Annotated in this window: 8 protein-coding genes and 1 pseudogene; 4 read left to right on the top strand and 5 right to left on the bottom strand. The window is 40.7% G+C overall.

Features of this window, described 5'->3' with window-relative positions:
- Nucleotides 1-802 precede the first annotated feature (802 nt).
- From ltrA to E2I05_RS16390, 3 genes are all read left to right on the top strand, one after another.
- A complete protein-coding gene (ltrA, locus tag E2I05_RS16400) occupies nt 803-2,083 on the top strand; it encodes a group II intron reverse transcriptase/maturase (RefSeq protein WP_133309548.1) in 1,281 nt (426 codons plus the stop codon).
- Between the two features lie 286 nt (nt 2,084-2,369).
- The gene (locus E2I05_RS16395) at nt 2,370-3,941 is read left to right on the top strand and encodes a Na+/H+ antiporter NhaC family protein (RefSeq protein ID WP_121854893.1); all 1,572 of its coding nucleotides are present in this window, start codon (nt 2,370-2,372) and stop codon (nt 3,939-3,941) included.
- Between the two features lie 1,114 nt (nt 3,942-5,055).
- Nucleotides 5,056-9,426: a hypothetical protein gene (locus E2I05_RS16390; RefSeq protein ID WP_121854891.1), complete on the top strand. Its 4,371-nt coding sequence runs from the start codon at nt 5,056-5,058 to the stop codon at nt 9,424-9,426.
- Nucleotides 9,427-10,377: 951 nt separating this feature from the next.
- Here E2I05_RS16390 and E2I05_RS16385 read toward each other — a convergent pair.
- The 3 genes and pseudogenes from E2I05_RS16385 to E2I05_RS16370 form a co-directional block, all read right to left on the bottom strand.
- The gene (locus tag E2I05_RS16385; protein WP_133309752.1) at nt 10,378-13,326 is read right to left on the bottom strand and encodes an ankyrin repeat domain-containing protein; all 2,949 of its coding nucleotides are present in this window, start codon (nt 13,324-13,326) and stop codon (nt 10,378-10,380) included.
- A gap of 754 nt (nt 13,327-14,080) precedes the next feature.
- Nucleotides 14,081-15,207, bottom strand: a pseudogene (locus tag E2I05_RS22680) (ISAzo13 family transposase).
- 107 nt (nt 15,208-15,314) lie between these two features.
- A complete protein-coding gene (locus E2I05_RS16370; protein ID WP_121854588.1) occupies nt 15,315-16,559 on the bottom strand; it encodes a hypothetical protein in 1,245 nt (414 codons plus the stop codon).
- Nucleotides 16,560-17,663: 1,104 nt separating this feature from the next.
- On the opposite strand from E2I05_RS16370, the gene E2I05_RS16365 reads away from it, so the two are divergent.
- The gene (locus E2I05_RS16365; protein ID WP_121854594.1) at nt 17,664-18,245 is read left to right on the top strand and encodes a thymidine kinase; all 582 of its coding nucleotides are present in this window, start codon (nt 17,664-17,666) and stop codon (nt 18,243-18,245) included.
- Nucleotides 18,246-18,336: 91 nt separating this feature from the next.
- Here the strand turns inward: E2I05_RS16365 and E2I05_RS16360 are convergent, their stop codons facing one another.
- Both E2I05_RS16360 and xseA read right to left on the bottom strand, forming a co-directional pair.
- On the bottom strand, nt 18,337-21,885 hold the full coding sequence (locus tag E2I05_RS16360) for a hypothetical protein (RefSeq protein ID WP_121854589.1): 3,549 nt from the start codon (nt 21,883-21,885) through the stop codon (nt 18,337-18,339).
- Between the two features lie 957 nt (nt 21,886-22,842).
- On the bottom strand, nt 22,843-24,189 hold the full coding sequence (gene xseA, locus E2I05_RS16355; RefSeq protein ID WP_121854590.1) for an exodeoxyribonuclease VII large subunit: 1,347 nt from the start codon (nt 24,187-24,189) through the stop codon (nt 22,843-22,845).
- Between the last annotated feature and the right edge of the window lie 65 nt (nt 24,190-24,254).

Raw genomic sequence — 24,254 nt, 5'->3', positions numbered from 1 at the left:
TTGAGCAATTGGATGATTTTATTATCATGTTTTTCACCCAATGAGTGAAATGCTCTACGGTCACAAGCTTGCTAAAATGGCTGCTATCTGCGTTGTAACTTTTGCAAGTAGAATAACTACTTGCTGCAAGCTACGTCTTAATATCAGCCATTTTTTCTACGCTTGATAATGCAGTCAACTGATGTTTCTAGGGAGCGCCACGAAGCGCTTTATTCTGTTGCGGGATTTGTCTCAACGTATGCGCAGCCAAGCGATTACATGGCCATAAACCAGAGACAGCAACGTTATTATTTATAATAAGTCCATCAGGTTGAAACGTACCTGACGGGATAATTACCAGTTCATCCCGAAATCTGACGGGCATGCATAATGGGTAACCGCTATGACATGAAGCCCTGTGACAAAGGCCTTGAATAAAGGTTGAGATGCAATGTAGGCCGCAGCATCAAGCGAATTCAGTTAAGCGTCGTAAATCAAAAAATGAAGATGGGGAGTCTTTCCTAGTTGACGAACCCTGACACAAACAGAGAAGCAACTGGTAAATGCATCTGTTTGATCTTCCGGCGTAATATGAAGTGGCATGTATTGAAGGAAATAAAGTGAACGTGGGAGAGCCTGAGTGTTGGAAGGTAGTGACTTGCACTATCCGAATATAAGGTAAACCGAAATTTCAGATAGGGCGCTCAGGCAGTCGGATGAGCCCATAGTACCGTTAACCGTGAAGACAACATAACTTCACATCAGGGAAGGGGCTCAGTGTTACACCCGTTTTTTAACGTAACTTTTGAGGTGAAATTGCCATATGGCTAACACTCCAGTAAATATCAGAATATTACAGCGAAAACTTTACTTACGCTCCAAGCTTAACTCGGAGCTACGATTTTACAGCTTGTACGATAAACTCAGTCGCCTAGATATACTCGAAGAAGCCTATCGACGATGCAAAGCCAATAAAGGCGGAGCAGGAATTGATGGCATCACATTCAGTTATCTAGAGCAGCAAAAGAAAGTCGTTGCGCTGTTAAAAGAAATTCAAACTCAATTACAACAGAAAAACTATCGACCTAGCCCAGTCAAACGAGTAGAAATACTCAAAGACAACGGCAAAACGCGGAAACTTGGGATCCCGATAATCAGTGACAGAATTGTGCAAATGGCGATGACAATAGTGATGCAACCCGTCTACGAACCTCATTTACATGAACACAGTTATGGTTATCGTCCATGTCGAAGCGCCCAGCAAGCGGTAAAAGTCATTGAAATGAGCCTAAAACAAGGCTACCAGCACGTACTCGATGCTGACTTGAGCGCCTATTTCGATACCATCCCGCACGCTAAGTTGATGGCAAAAGTAGAAAGGCGAATAAGCGACAGCAGCTTTCTGAGTTTACTGAAAAGCTTTATCAAAGCGCCCATCAGCATAGAGACGGTCAACGGGAAATGGCGAATAGAAGCAAGCCGATGTGGCACTCCGCAAGGTGGAGTTATCTCTCCACTACTGGCTAACATCTATCTCAACGATTTCTGTTTGAAAATACACGAAAAAACACCGTGTAAAATCGTTACCTATGCAGATGATTTTGTTGTACTTCATAAGCAAACCTACACACAAGAGCAACTGGACTGGATAACACAGCAATTAAGTGATGAAGGTCTGAAGCTAAATCAAAGTAAAACCCACTGTGTGGATATGGGAAAGCTGATGAATGAGTTTGATTTCCTCGGTTTTAACTTTCAACGGATCACAGGCCTCATCAAAGGCACCAGTTACATCAAGATACAGGCGTCTAAGAAGAGCCAAACAAAGCTGAAAAATAAACTCAGAGACATAGTGAAACACCGAACCTCAAATACACTTGGCGTACTGATAAATAAGGTTAATCAAGTTCTGAGGGGATGGAAACACTATTTTGGTGGGATAGGTTATCCCAGAGGTGTATTTTTCAGAATAAATGGATTTGTAGTAAACCGGTTCTATCGCTGGCATCGTCGCTTAAGTCAACGTCGAAGCAAGTATCTATCACGAGGTGCTTACGAAAAATTACGCCAAGCTGGTCTTGAGTATTTACCCACGACAAGATGATAAGCAAAGTGAAGGGGCTGAGAGAAGTGTAACAACAGAGCCGTGTGAGGGAAAACCTCATGCACGGAATCGAAGAGGGGCTGCTGGATAAGCGATAGCGAAGCCAGTAGCCTACTCTACTTTATTAAAACATCACTCATTGTAAATAATTAATCTTTATTAAGTAGGAATAGTGATGACAATCGAGTAATCTTCGGTTGTCACTGAACTTGGTGAAATAATACCAATTACAGTAATTGGTGTAAGTACATTATTTAAATTACTAGTGAACTAAAGACTGTCCATAATGAATGTTTTTTCTTACTCCGATTCAGCTTTATCTGTCATTCCTCCCGTATTAGCAATTATTCTTGCGATTGTTACCCGACGGGTACTACTTTCTTTAGGAGCAGGTATCCTGATAGGAAGTTTGTTGTTAACGAACTTTTCTATTGCGCAAGCAGGCCAATATCTGCTCGGTGTGATCAAAGCCTTATTTTGGAATAATGGAGCGATAAATACATGGAATTTAAATATTTTACTCTTCATTGTTTTGCTTGGAATGATCACGGCGTTAATAACTGTGAGCGGAAGCGCCCAAGCTTTTGCTAAATGGGCAAAAGAGCGGGTACGGAATAAACGAGATGCCAAGTTGATGACCATGTTGCTTGGTATGGTAATTTTTATTGATGATTATTTTAATAGCTTAGTTGTCGGTTCAGTCGCTCGCCCATTGACTGATCGATATTATATATCAAGAGCAAAGCTGGCGTATTTACTTGACTCGACGGCTGCACCTGTTTGTGTGATTTCACCAGTTTCAAGTTGGGGGGCATACATTATTGCGCTAATTGGGGGCATTTTAACAACTCACGGTATGGCTAAAACAAGCTATTTTGGCACATTTGTTGAAATGATCCCGATGAATTTTTATGCGATATTTTCATTGTTATTATTGTTGTTTGTCTCTTTTTATGGGCTAGACGTTGGTCCGATGCGTCGTCATGAAAATAATGCTCAACGTGGCGACTTATACGATGAATCTAAAGGTGTGCCACCGGGCAGCATTACAGTGCTTGAAGAAGATAAGAACGGTAGCGTTCTAGGACTGTTTTTACCTATAGCCACCCTTGTCGTTGCAACAATTGCCTTTATGATTGTTACTGGTATGCAAGCACTGATGGCTGAGGATATACCCTTTAGTTTAATTAAAGCGTTTGAGAACACGGATGTTGGATTATCACTGGTGATGGGCGCACTGATTGGCCTTGTGGTTACTTTATTTCTTAATTGGCGCCAAGGCTTACCAATTAAACAAACGGTATATGCAATGTCACGTGGTGCTCGTTCAATGATGCCAGCTGTTTATATTTTATTGTTCGCTTGGACTATCGCCGCTGTTATTGGTGAGCTAGAAACAGGAAAATATATGGCGAGTCTAGCTACAGGTAATATTCCCTTCGCGTTATTACCTGCTGTTGTGTTTCTTCTCGCTGGTCTTACTGCTTTTTCAACAGGAACAAGTTGGGGAACCTTCGGCATTATGTTGCCCATTGCTGCTGATATGGCAATGGGAAGCCATAGCGCTATGATGCTGCCTATGCTAGCAGCCGTGTTATCCGGAGCAGTATTTGGCGATCATTGTTCGCCAATCTCGGATACAACTATTTTGTCTTCGACTGGAGCAAGTTGCCATCATATTGATCATGTTACGACTCAATTGCCTTATGCGTTAGTTGCAGCTGGGATCAGCTTTTTAGGATATTTAGTGATGGGCTTTAGTGAATCTGTGATGGCCGGATTTTTAATGTGTTCTGGAGCATTTATACTCGCGTTGTTTTTTCTTAAATACTTATCTGAGCAACCTGAAAAAGGTTAAAAATCAGTTGATATCGGCTGGTGACTGAAGCAGGGTAAACTCATGATTGTTTTTCTAGCAAAAACCGTAGGCTTTATAGACCGTCATTCTCGTGAATACACTGACTTTGGCTATTCAAATATAATACCAATTACAGTAATTAAATTCCCAGCTCAGAGCTATGTATGTGTTCAAAGTACAAGTGAAATTGGTGAAGACATAGCTATTACCGACATACAAAACTGTCGTTATCACACTGCTACGTTGAGACAATTTTGCGTAGTAATTTGAACACATACAAGCTCCCGAAGAGCAAGGCTAAAGGATTCCATTACTAGGTTACAAGTTTTTGAATTATCCCGACAAAAGCACGAAGTGCGTTGAACGCCAGCTTTGTATGGCGGCCGTTAGGGTATATAGTACTTCAAACTTGCGCCTTGTACTAAAATCCTTTAGCTCTTGCTGAGTGGGAAGTTAATTACTGTAATTGGTATAAGGCTCTAGATCCCCACTTTTGTGGGAATGACGAAATTACAACATAGAGTTGTGCATATATCACTCACTCGTGCGGTTGTCCTGCTATAAATTAGGGTCTGTTGATCTTTCGTGATTGTTTTTGCAGCAATAAATTGGTTATTTTATGCAAGGCAGAGTTTGTGAGGTTTGGTAATTATCGACATACAAAACTGTCGTTACTTCGTTTCCAAATAAGAAAACGATAACGCAGCACCTTTTATTTAGAAAGAGCGACCAATTTACGCTCTCTCTTTTTTCGATGCTTTTGAGCATTCACTGTTCTGTGTTGTGACCAGCTCACCTAGATGGCTAAGCATCACTGCTCACGCCTTGAACAGATAAATGCTCAAATAGCACAAAGTTTAATCCTGAAAAATCAACAGACCCTAGTTATTTAACACTTAAATTTTCCTTATTCATGGCTTTAAGAATTATTTACTTTGTCCCCTTAACTCCTTGTCGCAGATTGTAAATCTAAAAAAAAATTCATTTGTCCTCATTTTAAATGACATCTACCATTTTGAATCCCAACGGCTAGTTGCGGCTTGAGTTTAAGAGGGAGGCTTTATATAAACTCAAAAACATCTGTACTTTTCTGTCCTTAAAAAAGGTAAAAAACATGGCACTCACCTCCACTTCAAATGCTACTTCCAGTTCCATGTGTGACAGCCTCTCGATCTCAAATAACGCTAAGAAGACAAACCGTAAGAGAGTGAGTACTAATAATAAAGGCAACCCTGCTCCTAAAAAATTGCATATCACAACTCCGGCGAGTAAATGTTATTTAGTATCGAAGGATTATCAGCTACCAGAAGAACTTCAGCTAGCAATGAATAGCAGAGGCATTCAAGTTAAATCTGCATTCACAAAATTATTATCAAAAGTCGAAGTTGAATCCGAAACGCAACGAGCTCAGTACAGCAATAAACTAAATTTTTTTTTCATAAACATTGCCGATACAAAGGTAAAAGATACCGGCTTTTTTACCAGCATAGTTAATGAGCGCACGATAAAAAAGTTCTTTAATTTCAGTGATGAGCACGTTGTTTTGGCGGCGAAAACCCAACCAATGAAAACCTTTTCGTCAATTTTTCATAAATGCGGTTTGCCTGACGTATCGACGATAAAGAACTTTAATAGGTTGCTAAAACGGCTGCAATTGCAAGAGGGCGACACATTAAATATTCCGTTACTTAAATCTCTGTCGTCGATATTTAATGGTCGTGGTCTACCAAGCGAAGTTGAAATAGCGCGCTTTAATAAGTTGCTGACACTGCCGCAACTGCAGGAGGGCGGCAAGTTAAGCCTCCCGCGGCTCAAATCCTTGTCGTCAATATATAGCGGCCGCGGCCTGCCTGATGAAGCATCGACGACGCGCTTTATTGAGTTGTTGGAACTGCCGCAGCTGCAGCGGAGCGGCAAATTAAGTCTGTCGCTGTTCAAATCTCTGTCGTCGATACTTAATGGCTGCGGCCTGCCTGACGAAACAGCGATGAGGCGTTTTATTGATCTTCTGGAATTACCGCAACTGCAGGAGGGCGGAACATTGAGCCTGCCGCGATTCAAACCCCTGTCGTCGATGTTTAATGGCCGCGGTCTGCCTGACGAAGTGGAAATGGTGCGCTTTATTAAGCTGCTGAAATTACCGCAGCTGCAGGAAGACGACAGATTAAACCTGCCGCTGTTCAAATCCCTTTCGTCGTTATTTAATGGCCGCGGTTTGCCTGATGAAGTGGAAATTGTGCGCTTCATTAAGCTGCTGGAATTACCGCAGCTGCAGGAGGGCGGAAGATTAAGTCTGCCGCTGTTCAAATCCCTGTCATCGATATTTAGTGGCCGCGGTCTGCTTGATGAAGTGGAAATGGCGCACTTTATTGAACTGTTGGAACTGCCGCAGCTACAGGAAGGCGGCAGATTAAACCTGCCGCTGTTCAAATCCCTGTCATCGATGTTCAGTCGTTGCGGGCAGCCCGACGAAGCGGCCATGATGCGCTTTATTAAGTTGCTGGAATTACCGCAGCTGCAGGAGGGCGGAAGATTAAGTCTGCCGCTGTTCAAATCCCTGTCATCGATATTTAGTGGCCGCGGTCTGCCTGATGAAGTGGAAATGGCGCACTTTATTAAGCTGCTCGAACTGCCGCAGCTACAGGAGGGCGGAAGATTAAGTCTGCCGTTGTTCAAATCCCTGTCGTCGATATTTGATGGCCGTGGTTTGCCTGACGAAAAGGCAATGGTACGCTTTCTTAAGCTGTTGGAATTACCGCAGCTACAGGAGGGCGGCAGATTAAGCCTGCCGCGGCTAAAATCTCTGTCGTCGATATTTCATGGTCATGGTCTGCCTGACGCAAAGGTAATGACACGTTTTATTTATTTGCTACAACTGCCACAGTTGCAGGAGGCCGGCAGATTAAACTTGCCGCTGCTCAAATCCCTGTCGTCGATATTTAATGGCTGCGGCCTGCCTGACGAAACAGCGATGAGGCGTTTTATTGAGCTTCTGGAATTACCGCAGCTGCAGGAGGGCGGCAGATTAAACCTGCCGCTGCTCAAATCCCTGTCGTCGATATTTGATGGCCGTGGTCTGCCTGACGAAGTGGCACTGAAGCGCTTTATTGAGCTGCTGCAACTGCCGCAACTGCAGGAAGGTGGCAAATTAAACCTCCCGGTGTTCAAATCCCTGTCGTCGATATTTCATTGCTGCGGTCTGCCTAATAAAGCGACGATGACGCGCTTTATTGAGTTGCTGAAACTGCCACAACTGCAGGAGGACGGCACGTTAAATCTGCCCTTGTATAGGTTGTTATTAGTTAAGGTGATGAGTCGACCTGATGATGCCGATGGCTGGTTTTGCTTGCTTGAAAATCCTGCATTGCAGCAAAATGGTAGAATCCACCTTATCAGTCTAGCTTGTGTTTTTTCGATTTTCCCTCTGCCGCCGAAACAGGGTGAGGTAACTCACCTACTTTCTTTATTAAGCATTGATGGTCAACCCGACGATCAACTACTGCAACTCTGCATTCAAGAGTGGAAACAATCATCTCTTAAAGCTGTGGAAAAAGCTTTTTCCTGCTCACCCGTCGCCAAACTGCTCACTCACTTTTGCGATAACGATGATGAGTTAACATCGCTAAAAGCGTTAGCATTGGCCATTAAAGGTGAGCCTGAGATGCTTATGAAATTGCGTAACTACTGCTCGTTGAGCACGAAAAAAATAACGGGGTTGACGTTTCCATGCGCAATAGAAAGCCATCAAGGGATATTGAGCGTTCTCGGTAAAATCAGTTTTGCTAACGGTCAGCTGGGATTAAAATTGTTCTTTGCAAATGCGCCTTGCCCAGAGGGAAACCGCCCGATGAGCGCTAAGAAAGTGAGTGAATCCTCCCGCTGGGAAGGATTGCTCAGTCAACCACTCAATAAAACCATCCTATCCAGTGCGCTCGACTTGAAACGTCAGAGCCATGAGAGTGTAAGCCATTACTTCCGTTTTTGTAGGGTAACTCGCTCACGTCCCACATTAGAACAATGGGATAAGACATTGTATCCGGTCGTCCTAAAGGGCGTTGAGGATGAAAATGTGAATCAGGTTCAGGCGTATTTAATTGCGGCCTGCCTGCTTTCACCTACGCCTGAAACTAAGAGATTGATTAACGATACCAACTGTTGCGGGGTGTTATGCCAAGTGTTCAGTACTGCTAATGACCTATATCAATTATCAATGTCATTACCAGCTAAGAAGTTTTATACCCTTTGCTTAGCAGGGAAAGATTACGGTCAGTATCTAAACACAACAGGAAAACCCAAAGTAAAAACCATGAACACACTGAATTTTGGGCTGGTCACCAGAGGGTTAGTCTTGCCAGTAAAGCATCCTACAACATTAAATGCTGTGACGTTTAGTGTATCTTCCGACAGTATGAATACAGATAAAGGGGTCACATTATGCATTGATACACTAGCAAAAAAAACAGATTGCCCCATGGTACTTTTTTGTTATTGGTTCAGCTTATCCTTTGCCAGCGCCCCGACTCCTTATCATATAACTCAAGCACAAATGACGCTGCTCAATATTGATGAGGAAGTGATTGAGCTGCCATTTCCTCAGTTAAGCCAAAGTAGTCCAAAAAGTATCACTATCCGCAACTGGTCTGCCGATGAGCTTTCTTTGTTTATTGATACATTAAGTAGTGACTTTCCGGTTGAGTTTGCTGACAGCAATGAACAAAGAGTTGTCAGTACTTACGTTACACGACGAGAGGAACGGTTATCACAAAAGCAAACGTCAACAGCCACAATCAACACGGAAGTAGAGCAGGAAAGTTGGCTTAATTTGGGCATCATCGAAAAGTGTGTGCAAAAAGGCTTGCCCTTGAACCAGAAAGTCCGCCGCAATCTTGTGTATTATGCAGACTCTTTGAGCACTCCTACAGTAAAAGCGCTCGTTGAGAAATATTCCCTCGCCGACATACCTAGCGAATTAAGAGAGAGATTAAGTTCATCCGTGCAGTACCAAAACATACCGCTCGTTTCATGGCATCACGATAGTGCAACAACGAGTGACACGGCGCAAGAGCATGAGCCTATGGAAACGAGTGTCAGCCAAGATGGTGAAGAGGAGGCAATTTTGTCTTTAATGGATGGCGATGACTTTTTGAATACTCCCTCGGTAAGCAAGGATAATCAGCCTGTGCAATTAAGTGAGTTTGATGAGGAATGGGCCAGAAGTTTATTTGTAGATTTACCGCCTGAAGCAAACCCCAACCCAATTTTAGATAAGCCTCAACTGGGTGCAGAAGACGTTGAGGTGCTGTTAGCCCGCATTGAGGAGTTCACCCTCTCAGAGTTAACAATTATGCTGAGCAAAATAAGCAGTGATGTCGATAGTAGGTTAGTCAAACAACTAGATAATGCATATGATATCCAGCAAAAAACCATTTCACTTAAAAATGTCGCGAACCATGAGGACGAGCTCTCCGTAATGGATTGTTTGTGATTACACGTTATCTCAACATTCATAACATCAAGGTGATCGTTTTCTGGATAAATTTACCTGATTACCCATTTTGTACTGAAAACCTTTATCTCTTGCTGAGTGAGAGATTAATTACTGTAATTGGTATAATTCCGAGTTTTCCAGCATAAAAATAAAGGCAATTCTGTATGAATTTTTTCAGCGTTGTAATTGCTTAAGGAAAGTTGCGGAAGAAAGTATGCCTGACATTGTGCACACGGAATAGTTATGTGGTCAAGGGTCAATAAGAAATCACTTTTTATCTATGTTTTACTTAAAATTAACTAATATGAACATTTTCACAACGAAAAAATGAGTAAGTATTCATTAATTTTGTTTTTTTAATGGATGAGCTCAATGTCTGGTATACCGATGAGTTCTCGTCGCTCCAGCTCAGGCTGGAAACGAAGTAACGACAGCTTTGCATGTCGGTAGTCTAGTGTCTTTGCTTTTTTCTATGAAAGTCACTGGATACCAGCCTTCGCTGGCATGACAAAGATTGGTACTTTATAAATCGCTAGAACCCTAGGGTCTGTTGATCTTTCAGGATTAAATTTTGTGCTATTTGAGCATTTATCTGTTCAAGGCGTGAGCAGTGATGCTTAGCCATCTAAGTGAGCTGGTTACAACACAGAATAGTGAATGCTCAAAAGCATCTAAGACGGCGTAAATTGGTCATTTCTGCTGCGTTATCGTTTTCTTATTTGGAAACGAAGTAACGACAGTTTTGTATGTCGATAATAACCAAACCTCACAAACTCTGCCTTGCATAAAATAACCAATTTATCTTTGCAAAAACAATCACGAAAGATCAACAGACCCTAGTCACTTAAATTATTTTTGACATAAGTTTTTACTTAAAAATCATTCCATTATGCTCGCATTAATAGTTATAGGCGAGTGGGGGACGCCATCTTCACTCGCTTACAGTTTTTATTTTTTCGCAAAGAACACACTTATTTTATCTTTTGTGGACACCAGCTCAATACCTTTCCATTTGAGTATGAGAGTAGCTACAACCTCATGCTTACATCTACTTGCCAGTTTTAGCGGTGACATTACAAATTCCTTACTAAACAATCGAATAGAATCTATCGGATGTATGGATAAATAATCCAGTAGTACCTTCACCACCTTCTCTTTACCAAGACAGCAAGCCGCATGCAATGGCGTATCTTTATATTTTGAATGCTTTCTGGTTAGCCCTATATCGGCATTAGGGTGCTGCCCCTTATAATCCAACAGTATTTTCACCACGCCATCATGACCGGCGATACAAGCATCATACAGTGGCGTCCCCTTAGTTATTGGATGCTCCTTGGTTAGTCCGATATCGGCCTTAGGGTGCAGCCCCTTATAATCCATAAATACCTTCACCACGCCATCATGACCGGTGACACAAGCCTCATACAGTGGCGTATTAGGGATGTTGGAGTGGACTTTTGCTAGCCCGATATAGGCATTAGGGTACTGCCCCTTATAATCCAGCAGTACCTTCACCACCTTTTCTTTACCAAGGTTGCAGGCAGCATGTAGTGGCGTACTTTTATATGTTAAATGCTCTCTGCTCAGCCCGATATCAGCCTCTGGGTTCAGCACCTTATAATTCAGCAGTGCCTTTACCACAGCATTATGACCATTAATACAAGTCTCATACAATGGCGTACTCTTAGATATTGGATGCTCCTTGGTTAGCCCTATATCGACCTTAGGGTTCAGCCCTTTATAATCCAGCAATGCCTTCACCACAGCATCATGACCATTGATACAAGTATCATGCAATGGCGTACTCTTAGATTTTGGATGCCCCTTGGTTAGCCCGATATCGACCTTTGGGTGCAGCCCTTTATAATCCAGCAACACCTTCACCACACCATCATGACCGGCGATACAAGCCTCATGCAGTAGCGTATTTTTATATATTGAATGCTCCCTGGTTAGCACGATTTCAGCCTTCTGCCCCTTATAATTCAGCAGTAACTTCACCACACCATCGTAACCGGCAATGCAAGCCGAATGCAGTGGCGTATTCTTAGTTTCTGAATGCTCCCTAGTCAGCCCGATGTCAGCTTCAGGGTTCTGCCCCTTATAATTCAGCAGTGCCTTCACCACTTTCTCCTTACCAAGACGGCAAGCCGCATGCAGTGGCGTATACCCGTTTTCGTTAGCGTTATTAACCTCAATACCCTGAGTCTTCAATAATGCTTCCACCACATCCGCTCGCCCAAAGTACGCTGCGATATGCAACAGTTGATTATCATTTTTAAGGATTGGTAAAGAGTAATGTATTACCTCATTGAAATTAACCTGATGACTCAATAAATGAATTAATTTTGGCCAGTCTCTTGAATTTACCCAAGCTCGCCAATCAAGTGAATTTAAATGCACCTCATCTGCTCCAGAGTTACGAAGCGCCTGTATTGTAGAAAAACTGACGCCGCCTGAGATGCACTGCTGCAATAAGTCTTGTTTACGGTTTAACGGTAAGGTTTGCCAACACTCTCTGTTATTCAGGTATTTTTCTACTACATCATCGTATTTTGCATTAAATTCAGTTAATCGCTCAACAATTTGCTTACTCCAAACAGTGACAAACTCCGACTGAACTTTTAACTGTTCAAGGTGCCTACATAACGTATCACTGTAGAGCCTCTGCCATGTATGTGACAATAAACACATCATCAACGGACGTTTATCAAGCACGGGAAGACAGTAAACAACCAGTGCTGCCAACGCACAAAAATCACCACAATAAAGTTTTTCACACCAGTGGCTGACATTGTCAGTGTAATCCGTTAGCTCAGGCTTTTCCGGTGTAAATGCACTTTTTAAAAAATGTGTTAGCTGCTGGTTTGTGTGAATACGCTTTGAAATCTCATTACTGATACTCTCTCTTGTCTGGCTTCCATCATAAAAATGGTTAGGAGCCAGTTTTAATAACGCAGTCCAAGCATTTCCCTTTAATCGTTCAACTATGCCATCCATTTCCATTAGCAGATTATCATTCTCATACTGAAGGTATTGCTCTTTCAGAGATAATACCTGCTGAGATAATTCCATATAATCGTCAATACTGCTCAATAAACGGCGGTGATAATCTTCTGGAGCAGTGAGAAGTAAATCATAAATATCTGACGCACACAGGTCGTGCAGCGGTAACTTAAAATGAGTGTCTTTCTGAGAGTCAATCCCCGTAAGCACCCAAGGCACCGCCGCCGCTAAATGTACACGATTGGCAGACTTAACCTTTGAAGTTAACTTCAGTAATGCGTCACTCATTTGATCCCGACACAATAAATTAAAAATCGTTGTCGATGGCCTATCACACAAATCCAAACGAATTCGAAGACCGTCTATGCACCGCCATTCACCTTCGCTTTCAACCGCCATAGGAAAGGCACCGAGATGAAGCAGTTGCTGTGACTCAGGCCAGAGTCTCATTTCGTCAAGCCTGTTTGAAAATTCAACAAGAAAAAGTAAGGCATCATCCGGTAATTGTTGAGCGAAATTGACCTGACCAATAATATGCGTCTTTAATTTTTCGAGTCGCGCAAAATAATCCTCCCTGCCTTTGGTGTCCCGAGCTAGAATGGCCTTCCCTTGTTGCTCAGCCCGCATTATCACGCCTGTTAATTTTTCATCAAAATTTGCTCCTGGTAACTTCGCTACATTATCCGTTAACTCCAGTTCAGCGTGGTTTTTCGTTACTTCTTCATCACGAATAAATTTGAGGAATGCATCATATTGCCCAAGCAGGCTGACCCTAAACAACTGACCGTCAATATCAACGGTGTTTGATTCAAGGTTTGCCTGCTGAGGCTGAAAGTCTAACTGTGCAGCGATTGAAGTATTTGAGCTGACAGCGCCTAGGGGATTGCACATTCACGTTCCAATTCTTTGTCTTCGATGGTTGATAAATTGTAAGGGATCTAGCGATTTAGAAAGTACCAATCTTTATCATGCCAGCGAAGACTGGTATCCAGTGACTTTTATCCTAAATAAATCGGTTGAACGCACAATTTAGCTTTAATCTATTGAAGTTAAATACAAAACTAAACAACCCTAATTCACCCATCAAGTAAGTGCTGAACATTCATATACTTGCCAAAACCACCGCTAGCTGCGTTATAAATTTTGCAAGTAGAACCACTACTTGCTGCTATTCATGCCTTGCTATCAGTAATTTTTTCTGCGTATATGAACGCTCCCAACTGATTTATTTAGGTTTATAGAAAAAAGCAAAGGCACTAGACTACCGACATACAAAAATGTCGTTATTACATTGCTACGTTACAAGCACTTGAATTATCCCGACAAAAGCACTAAGTGCGTTGAACGCCAGTTTTGTATGGCGGCCGTTAGGGGATATAGTACTCCGAGCTTGCGCATTGCACTGAAACCCTTTAGCTCTTGATGAGTGAGATATTAATTACTGTAATTGGTATAATGTACTGAAATTAGCATTAATAGAGTCGGCTTTATTTTAAGCAATTAACGCTGAACGCTTAAGTCCACATAATTAGCTGTACTGTAGAGTTTTACTTACGTAGAACTCAGGTTATTCATCTTTAGAATGGATAGATCGTACTCTAAATGGAATTGACCATAAAAAGTCAGTACCTAAGGGATCTAGCATTTAAAAATCTACCGCAATTGGAGTGATTGTAAGATCCCACTTTGGTAATTCACTATTTCTGACTATTTTACTTTCCAGCTCTTCTTTTTCTTTGTTATTGAGCTTGACTCCTTTTGAGTAAATTTTATCAATTAAATTGACTACTGGGCTCATCGCTTTCCATGTCATTGTTTTTGTCCATTCTATTACCGTTTTGGCTGTACTCAGTAATGTGCCATTCCAATGCCTCTCTAACGATGACCAGACTCGTTCTATCGGGTTGTACTTACTGTGGTATGGCGGGTAGTAGACGTTTCGAATCTTGAGTTTCGATTGTTCACTAAACGCTACTAATCTAAACAGGTATTGAGTACGACAGCCACTATTTTCAGGACCATTATCTGAAAAAATAATGAGTTCTTCCACTTCTAGATTTTCACTTTTAACTGAATCCCACCACCATTCAAGTGCGTCACAAATGAAGTCACTTGTTTTATTTGAGTTGCCATAAAAAACATGAAGTTGATCATTGTCGAGGTTAAGAATTCCGAACGGGATCATTTTCTTTTTTATTTCCATATCATGATCCAACGCTTGAACAGCATCAGCACTACGAGATTTACCGTAACGGGAATACTCACCAACATTAACTGTCGCTTTACAGTCGATACTAATACGGATGACTTTTTTATTACCGGTTGTTTCTTTATTGATTTTGTTTACGTTTTCAAAGATAGCGTCTGTTTGAGGAATTTTTTTTGGGGTTTAGTTTTTTGGACTCGTCGAAGTCTGTATCCCAGTCGATTTAATATGTCGTTAATGGTTCTTTCTTTAGGTAATTCTTCAGGTAGCCAGCCTTTTTCTTCAATTAACTTTTTTCTGACGCCTTTCGCTGTAATTCGGGTATACACAAACGTATTTTTAAACTTCGGGTCGGCTTGCGATTCAGGATCTACTAACGCTCTAATATCTATTTCTAATTGAGGCTGACTCACTTCACTTCGAGGTTTTCCGTCATAGTTTCCGAAACACTCGAAGCCCGTTTCTTGTTCATGAAGCCCAAGCGCAACAGCCTTTCGACACCAGCCAAATTCTGTTTCAGTTAAGCGTGGACTCCCACAGCAGAAGGTTTTGGATACTTCGGCCATAAAAACTCTTTTCTCCATCCCATGAAGTTTACTGGATGCAAGTTTAATTATCCTTTTGGACTCACTAGAAAGGTAAATTGAAGTAGACATTTGGCTGCAACCGTAAATTACTCTGTTTGGATTATACGTCGGTATAACCTAAGTCGCAGCATCCCTAAGTAGAGAAGTTTGCCATTTTCATCGAGAAAATCTTTCGGGTTGGGTAAGCCTTTAATATGTTGAGGCCGAATATGTGAGGCTTGGAAAGGCATTCCTCGGCCTAAAAACCTCGTGTTATTTCCGATGCTTGCGCTTGCATGACAACTCATACAAGATGAAATACCTTCATCTTTTGGTTCAATTAAGGTGTTTCCTAGGCGAGTTGGTCGTCCAGTATTATCTAAAAATGCCGTTTGGACGCCTTTTAGACGATAGTTCTCCCATTTAGTGCCTATCGTTTCGTCACGAATGCCATTTTTACCAAAAGTTGCTGTAATTCCCGTGGTAGTGGGATCTTTTAAAGGTCGACCATCTTTTTCTTCTTGGGGGATTAAACTTTTGTGTTCAAAATCGCAATAGAACCAATTGGAAATATCTTTAGTGATAATGTGCAGTGCCGCAAGTCCCCATAGTTCAGAGATATGTGATCCATTCTCATCAGTAGTGTTAATTATTCTCCAATGATATTGATTTTTTTGTTCTTCGGTAATTTTAACCCAAGCGGCTTTGATTTCCTTGGCATCGTCTTTAAAAACAATGGCATTATTTTCTTCACCGCTTTGAATGGCTTTAAGTTTTTCTTGTAAACTTTCAACGCTATATAAGTGATCATCACGAACTTGATTGTAGAGTGACTGATTCATCCTAACCTCGAAGTCATTTAACGTTGAGACCTCTGGAGCAACGTAATGTGGGCTAAAATTACTCAACGGTGTGTTAGGGAGCGCGGATGATAATGATGGCTCAAGGAATTTTGGTTGTTTATGATCTCTAGGTAATTGCTCCCATGGTAGTGGCTTGGTGCCTTTTTCAAGAAAAACTTCACTGGTATTCGCTTGCCGAGGCAAAATGAAGATACTGCCTGTTTCATTTGCCCAACTTTCCCACACCGTTGGAATGTCATCTTGATAGTCACTAATTCCATGTTGAGCTGGATCAGGAACGCCTGCAACTCCAGTTTGTGATTGTCGGTTTAAATAGAAAAATAGTTTCCATGCATATTCGTGTGGATTATTGATGGCTAAGTCAGCATCGAGAGGATTTCCACCCGGTTCTTGTTTTTGGGTAAGCGCATTAGATGCGGGGCTTGCTGCGAATAAGCAACATGGAAAAATAGTGAATATGATAATCACTACCCAATTGTTAATCTTCATAAGGTACCACTCTTTGTCATTACAAAATTGAGTGCGTTCCATGCTGCTAGTTATACAATTAATTGCAATAATCTCTCACTCAATAAGAGCTAAGGGAGCTAGCGATTTAGAAAGTAGCAATCTTTGTCATACCAGCGAAGGCTGGTATCCAGTGGCTTTCTATAGAAAAAGCAAAGGCACTAGACTACCGACATGCAAAACTGGCGTTCAACACACTTCGTACTTTTGTCGGGATAATTCAAGTGCTTGTAACGCAGTAATGGAACCCTTTAGCCTTACCCTTCGGGAGCTTGTATGTGTCCAAATTACTACGCAAAACTGTCTCAACGTAGCAATGTAATAACGACAGCTTTGTATGTTGGTAACAACTATGTCTTCATCAATTTCGATTGCACTTTGAGCACATAATAGCTCTGAGTTGAGCATTTAATTACTGTAATTGGTATTAATTAGAATTCCGGTCAATAGCATTTGATAGCTTGATTTTTTAAAATGCTACTGGACTAATAGTACTAGGGTCTGTTTATCTTTCAGGATTAAATTTTGTGCTATTTGAGCGTTTATCTGTTCAAGGCGTAAGCAGTGAAGCTTAGTCATCTAAGTAAACGGGTTACAACACAGAACAGTGAACGCTCAAAAGCATCGAAAAAAGAGAGAGCGTAAATTGGTCGCTCTTTCTAAATCAAAGGTGCTGCGTTATCGCTTGCATATTTGGAATACCAAATAAGCAAGCTCTGTCTTGTATAAAACGACCAATTTATCGCTGCAAAAATAATCACGAAAGATAAACAGCCCCTAGTATGCTTTTGATATTTTCAAAGTCAAAGAAGAATATTGCCTGACTTAAGCTGGTGAAGCATATGAATACTGGTATGATATTCACTAATTAAAAAAACTATCTGATTACTTACAAAGCTCAGTGAACTCTGTCGTCACTTCAGCGAAGGATGGAGTCTAATACTTTTCTCGTTTTTTCGAAAAACACTAGATACCAGCCTACGCGGGTATGACGATATAGTAACTAAACTTCTTAATGAGTTATTTAACCCACAGTAACTTTGCCAGAGCTTAATGGGTAATCAGAAAAACAAAGGGAATCGTCTTTTGGCACAGTTATATTTTTATTATTCGGCGATGAATGCCGGAAAATCGACCTCTTTATTACAGTCTTCATACAATTACCGTGAAAGAGGCATGCGTACATTAGTATTAACTGCAGGAATTGATGACAGATACGGTGTTGGTAAAGTATCTTCAAGAATTGGTTTAGAAACAGAAGCCAGTATTTTTAATGCAGACTCTAATTTAATCGATCTCATTCAAAAAGAAATTGAAGCTACTCCTATCCATTGTGTGTTGGTAGACGAAAGCCAGTTTTTGACAAAAGAGCAAGTAAAACAATTAACTCATGTCGTCGATAATCTGAACGTTCCAGTGCTATGTTATGGGTTGCGTACTGATTTTCAAGGCGAATTATTCATAGGTAGTCGTTATTTACTGGCTTGGGCCGACAAGCTTGTTGAATTAAAGACGATCTGTCATTGTGGTCGTAAAGCAAACATGGTGGTTAGGCTTGATGGCAACGGCAATGTAATGAGTGAGGGAGAGCAAGTCGCTATTGGAGGTAATGAGAGTTACGAGTCGGTTTGCCGTACGCATTTCAGAGAGTTTATTTGGGATAAATAGGCCGTTTTTTATTTGGATGAACGAACTCTACTACTTGCTCGCTACGATCTTGAGTAGAGTTTGCTTGATGCCATAACAATTTAGCTCAGGTTTATTGGGCTTTCTCCAATTCTCGCATTCTTTTAAAAAGCTCACTTATGTCACGTTTATATTGACCTGCTGTACTATATAGCGCAGATAAATCCTGCGCTTGTTCTTTAAATGCTTCTTTCATGAGACTGTAAGCGCTTTTTTGGAATGTGTGAAGGCAAGCCGATTGTGTAGGCTGCGGCAGATTAAAGTCACCACCATAAATGGCAAGATGAGTAAATAGAGCTTTTCTTTTATTCATGGCTTCTATTAAGTTTGATTTGGCATTGATGATTTGTTGTTGCTGCTCATTAAGCTCAAATAATGCCACTTTAATGGTGCCAAAAACATAATCAGCATAGTCAGATTTATCATCCTCAGTGGCTTTTTCAAAGTAGGATAAAGCTTGATGGTAACTTTCGATGGTTTTAGTCACTACGTTCGAGATCTGCACAATGTCTTGTTGCTGCTGGAAACGCTCAAAGAGGAGTGTGAAGCTTTCTTCTTCGGGAATTGCTCTACCTTTCAACCATGTTATCCCTGCTGCTTTGCTTGGAAACCTTTCCTTAGAGTAACTCTGTGCTTGAGAAAGGTGATTTATCATATCTTTCTTGATCGTATGACAAGCCTTGGCTAATGCACACATCTTCTTTAAAGCAACTTTATGTTTTAGAAACCGAGTCGTGGAGCACTCTGTTAATATTGATGCTTTATTAATGTATGAATCTGCACATTGAAGTGCTTGTTGTTCTAGCTTTTCTCCACCAGCAGTATCGAGTAGGCGATATTTTTCTAATGCGTTGTTCACATGGGATTTCCACACTTCTAACGGTGCAGTTACTGCTATATTCGTTGTTTCATTTTCATATTGTGATGTTTCAAATGATTCGTTTTCACTTTCTGATGTGCCAAAACTAATTGATGATCCGGCTTCTGATGTTAGGTCTGGACTGCTTTGAGTCGCCGATGCTAAAGAGTGTCCTTGAGTTTTATTCTTCTTTTTATGTTTTAATTTATTATGATGCTCGCGTGCAATTTCTTCAATTTTTTGTGATTGCTTGTCTGCTTCTGATTCAGCCCATGTATCAAGTGTAATCAAATCATTTAATGTTTCATCGGCAACTTTTTGTGCTTTTTTCTTTAATTCAACGAGCTCAAGTTTATCGTTTTCTTCTGAGATAATAGCAGGATGAGTATCCTCAATAAGTGATATAAGCTCACATTGAATTTTCGCTCTATGTGCCAAGTTTAGGTTTGTGATTTTGTTGAAAGTTAGCGTTGTGTCCACGAGAGTAACAAAGGCCATTATTTGATGTGATAGTGCTTCAGTGGCTATAGATTTTTTGCTTGGGTGCCATTTACCCCAGTGTTGGCTGAAATGATAGGTAATACCAGCACATAAATCATACTGTTCATGGGCTATCGATGTCTCCAAGAGAATTGTGGCGACCTGCAATATCTTTTGTTTGTGTGTCGCTGTAATAACGAGCCTTTTATCTAATAACAATATTAATAATGTATGACAGAGAGAACGCCAAGCATTGATGGAAAATGTCGGTGTATTTTGGAAGGTTGCAAGGTGATTAATTGCATCTGAAAGCAGTTGTGTTAACTCTATTAACTTTTCGCCGTCATTGATGTTTATATACTGCGTAAATCTTAATAATAGGGCAGAAATCAAACTTGCAATCTTGATTGAGTCCGCCTTCTCTAATCCATGGCGACTTAAAAAGTGCTGAAGCATAGCAACGCTTATGGGATAGCATTGTGCTGCGAGTACTTGATAGCGGTCTTCAGATTGGAAGTGACGTTTTGTGCCATCAAGATGAGTTTCAGTTTTTCCTGCGTATTGGCACTCTACGATACCAAGATATGGCAAAGAAGGAAAAGTGTGAGTGATTACACCCGATTTATTTTCTAATGCAGTTAATGCAATGAAATCAGCTGCAATTGATGGAGAAAATAAGCTGGAGAGTTCATCCATTTGTGATTCTTTTTTTGACTTTTCTTCAACCAAAGTTTGGGTAATAAACTTAAGTGACGCTATAGCGTCGTCAGTTCCAGATAAAGTAAACATTTGCTCTTGTCTTGCCTTCTTTTTTTCCTCCTTTTTATGTTTCTTTCGTGCTCCCGAGCTTCGTCTTGACGATTTCTCCTCCATGCTTTTAAGTCGGCTAACTCTAGATTTGGAAGTCGAAGGCGAAGGGCTTCTCGATGAGTTTTTTTGAGCAAATAAATGTTGAATACTGGCATAGTTCATTTCAACTCGAGTGATAGATTCTCGAGCAAGGATATTTAGTTTTATTAAAACTTGTTCAGTGATTTTTATTTCTTTGGAGACGCTATGTTTCTTTTTTTGCTTTGATTGCAGAGGTTGTGATGATGAAATTATCTGTATTTCATGGTGTTGAGTAGGAGGTGACTGAACGAGTGGGAATGGCATAAGCATTGGATATGTAGGCTGTAAATAGAGCAGATCCGGTTGAGAAAATATCATAGGGACTGACGACATAGGAATTAATGCTGGAGTTATCGGATCGATTTTAGGGGCAGAGCCTAAGTGAAGTTTTTGGTATTTTGCTACTACCGCATCAAAGAGTTGTTTGTTTTTATCTGAAATATCATTAATTACAGCAACTCTAGTGGCGATAATATCAAGGGTTGAAGCATTGACTCGTTCGCGCCCTAGCTGCTCGGAAATTTCAAGCAGCTCTAGATCGACATGCTTCAACGTACGAAAGGGCAGTGGCTTTGCCGATTTTGTTGCTTGGAATGTGCACTTTTTCACATGCTCCGCTGATAAATACTCTGTGGGATAGGTAAGATAAAATTTAAAAAATGGTTCTTGTTGGTAAGTAAGCACCACTGAGGTCTGTTTTTCACTACCTTGAGCTGAATAGCATGTTAGCGATTGATTTTCCTTGTGATATTGACCTATAAGCTTAGCAAGGGTCGTAGCTACTTGTTGTAGTTGTTCTTTGTCTTTTGTGACGATAGTGAGGTTTGGCTGTGATACATCAGTGATCTTGATGCAAAAGTTAGCATTTTCCTTTTCTTGATCAGGGATCAAGCCATCAATATAAGAACCAGTAACTAATGGAAATATATCACTTTGTGTTGATGTAATTATAATGAACTGTATTGCTTGGTTCACTAACTGCACTTTTAGTTCTGAAAGCTTTTTGCTCAACTCTGTATGTTGAACATCACTTGGAGTGCTGACTATTGTTTTATGTTGATCGTGAAATTTTAAAATCGTAATGGATAAACTCGATTGAACAGATGGCGTAACTTGATTTGTTGTTTTAGACAAAGTGACTAAATAGCTTTGCTCAGACTCTTTGGTATCGATAGAAAGATGTTCGCAATGAGAGGAGTCCACAGTGTGAGTATTATGGAAGTACTCTACACATTCATAGCTCAATTTTGTTGTATCAGAACTAACGCTTAAGCTGTATTCTGGCTTCCAACCTTGAGGTGTCACTATTGAAATTATCGCAGGTGAATACCTTGCCTGATGAGATTTAAACAACTCAAAGATAAATAGCTTTGGATCAACTAAGGCTTGCACAGTTATCGTCCATTTTCGTAAAGTTTAGCCACAAAAAGGCCAAACTTTCTGAACTCTATAGCTATATTAATTCAAAGAGAGTAGATATTAGATTAATTAAAGTTAACACTATGTTTTTTATGGACTAAAAAGATGTTTTTCAAAATTAGATGTCATAAGGAGTGGTATCTGAGAATGCTAATACCAATTACAGTAATTAATCTCTCACTCAGCAAGAGATAAAGGTTTTCAGTACAAGGCCATGTTTGAACCTAGAAACATCAGTTGACTGCGTTCTCAAGCGTAGAAAAAATGGCTGATATTAAGGCGTAGCTTGCAGCAAGTAATTATTCTACTTGCAAAAGTTATAACGCAGATAGCAGCCATTTTAGCAAGCTTGTGAGCGTAGAGCATTTCACTCATTAGGTGAAAAACATGATAATAAAATCATCCAATTGCTCAAACAGTTACTCATATACTCAGCGTTCAACTGATGTTTTTACCGTAAAAATAGCCGCTAACACCTATTCCCAAGCCTGTTAGTGAAAGCATAAAAGCTAAAAATCACTTCGCCTTTAGCTTAGGTTGGAAATAATCTTCAAATCTCAGCGAATACAATTTTCATGGTGTAGGGTGATAGAAAAATAGTAGTCAAAGTAAACGCATATGACATCTATGCCTATCATGAACGTTTAGGTTGAAGTACTATATTCCCTACGGCCGCCATACAAAGCTGGCGTTCAACGCACTTCGTGCTTTTGTCGGGATAATTCAAGAACGTGTAACGCAGTAATGGAAGCCTTTAGCCTTGCCCTTCTGGAGCTTGTATGCGCACACTTTGGTTTATAAAGAATACTTCACAAAATTTTCTCAACGTAGCAATGTAATAACGACAGTTTTGTATGTCGGTAATAACTATGTTTTCACCAATTTCGTTTGTACTTTGTGCGCATACATAGCTCTGAGTTGAGCGTTTAGTTACTGATAATAATCTTCATGAAGGATTTGCTCAACTGACGAGATTACAGTGCCAGTGTGTAACCGAGTCATTAGTTCATCACCTTGTTTTAATGAAGCTGCTTCAGTGATAACACATCCATTGTTGTCGCTTGTTATGCTATAACCTCTACTGAGCGTAGCTAAGGGGCTGATAGCATTCAATTGATGACCTGCTTGTTGCAATTTAAGCTGGCTTTGTTTTAATTTTGCTTTGATTGAGTCACTCAATTTGCAATCTAAGTAATTGAGCTTTTCTGACAATAACTTGACACGATGATGGGGAGATTGCTCGTTCAGTCGATTCTTTAGCTGTTGCTGCTTTAAAATATCATGATGAAATTTTTGATTAATGGCTGAATTCAATTTCAGCTGGATTTCATCAAATCGCTGTTGCCATTGCTGTAATTTATTTTGTGGTTCATGACGCTGCAAACGATGGCTAAACTCACTGAGTATTCCAGCTTGTTGTAATGTGTGAAGTTTGTATGATTGGATCAGACGGCTTTTTAAACTGCTTAGTTGCTGGACTTTATTGCTGACATCCTTAGATAATAATTCCGCACCAGCCGAAGGTGTTGGAGCTCTAATATCCGCGACGTAATCACTGATGGTCGTATCAACTTCATGTCCGACAGCACTGACAATAGGTAATCCAGAGTTGTAAATAGTGTGAGCCAAACCTTCATCATTAAAGCACCATAAGTCTTCCATTGAGCCACCACCGCGAGTCAGCAAAATGACATCAACTTCATTTCGCTGGTTGGCAACATCAATTGCGTCGCATAATTGAGTGGCTGCGCTGTCACCCTGAACCTGTGCAGGATAAATGATAACTTCGATAGATGGATCTCGTCGTTGTAGGACGTGGAGTATATCTCTTACAGCGGCTCCCGTTGCTGAAGTGACAACACCAATTCGTTGAATGACCTTTGGTATAGCTCGCTTGCTGTCTGCAGCGAATAGACCATCAGCGGCCAATTTCATTTTTAATGCTTCGAACTGTTGAGCTAACAAACCATCACCAGCGGGTTGCATACTTTCAATCAAGAGTTGATAGTCACCTCGAGGCTCGTAGACGCTAATATTGCCTTTAACTAATACTTGTTGGCCATTGCTTGGTTGAAAGTTAACACTGCGATTTTTCCCTTTGAACATTGCACAGCGGATTTGAGAGAAATGATCTTTTAGAGTGAGATACCAATGCCCTGAATTAGGTGCTGAAAAGTTCGAAACCTCAGCACTGAGCCATACTCGGCCAATTTCCCCCTCTAAAATTCGCCTAACTTCACCGTTTAAGCGTGAAACGGTGTAAATGGTTTTTGTCATGACTTGATACTTTTTGTAGTTGTTAGTTTCAAAGCAAGAATACCTTTATTTTTTCTATAATTCAG

The sequence above is a fragment of the Parashewanella spongiae genome, assembly GCF_004358345.1.
Classification (GTDB): Bacteria; Pseudomonadota; Gammaproteobacteria; order Enterobacterales; family Shewanellaceae; genus Parashewanella; species Parashewanella spongiae.
Note: the sequence above shows the minus strand (reverse complement) of the source record. Positions and strands in the feature narration are given on the sequence as shown.